We start from the raw sequence: 1,117 nt of genomic DNA on the forward strand, positions 1-1,117 counted from the left end.
GCATAGGATCATCCACTTCACCACAATCGGCTCGGCATCAGGTCTCAGCCTCAATGTGTGACGGATTTGCCTACCACACGGCCTACACCCTTACCCCGGGACAACCACCGCCCGGGCTGGACTACCTTCCTGCGTCACCCCATCGCTTACCTACTACAAGTCTGGTTCGTCGGCTCCACCACTACCCTCAACTCCGAAGAGATCGGGCCGGCTTCACGGACTTAGCATCGCCTGATTCAGTATTGGGCGTTTCAAAGCGGGTACCGGAATATCAACCGGTTGTCCATCGACTACGCCTGTCGGCCTCGCCTTAGGTCCCGACTTACCCTGGGCAGATCAGCTTGACCCAGGAACCCTTAGTCAATCGGCGCACACGTTTCTCACGTGTGTATCGCTACTCATGCCTGCATTCTCACTCGTGAACCGTCCACAACTCGCTTCCGCGGCTGCTTCACCCGGCACACGACGCTCCCCTACCCATCACAGCGGGCGTTGGCCCTATTGCTGCAATGACACGACTTCGGCGGTACGCTTGAGCCCCGCTACATTGTCGGCGCGGAATCACTTGACCAGTGAGCTATTACGCACTCTTTCAAGGGTGGCTGCTTCTAAGCCAACCTCCTGGTTGTCTCTGCGACTCCACATCCTTTCCCACTTAGCGTACGCTTAGGGGCCTTAGTCGATGCTCTGGGCTGTTTCCCTCTCGACCATGGAGCTTATCCCCCACAGTCTCACTGCCGCGCTCTCACTTACCGGCATTCGGAGTTTGGCTAAGGTCAGTAACCCGGTAGGGCCCATCGCCTATCCAGTGCTCTACCTCCGGCAAGAAACACACGACGCTGCACCTAAATGCATTTCGGGGAGAACCAGCTATCACGGAGTTTGATTGGCCTTTCACCCCTAACCACAGGTCATCCCCCAGGTTTTCAACCCTGGTGGGTTCGGTCCTCCACGAAGTCTTACCTCCGCTTCAACCTGCCCATGGCTAGATCACTCCGCTTCGGGTCTTGAGCGCGCTACTATATCGCCCTATTCGGACTCGCTTTCGCTACGGCTTCCCCACACGGGTTAACCTCGCAACACACCGCAAACTCGCAGGCTCATTCTTCAAAAGGCA

1 rRNA gene is annotated in these 1,117 nt (G+C 57.0%); it reads right to left on the reverse strand.

What is annotated here, in order from left to right:
* Positions 1-1,117 (reverse strand): 23S ribosomal RNA (locus tag ACFWU2_RS20785); the annotation flags it as partial.

The organism is Rhodococcus sp. NPDC058639 (genome assembly GCF_042717545.1).
Taxonomy (GTDB): Bacteria; Actinomycetota; Actinomycetes; order Mycobacteriales; family Mycobacteriaceae; genus Rhodococcus.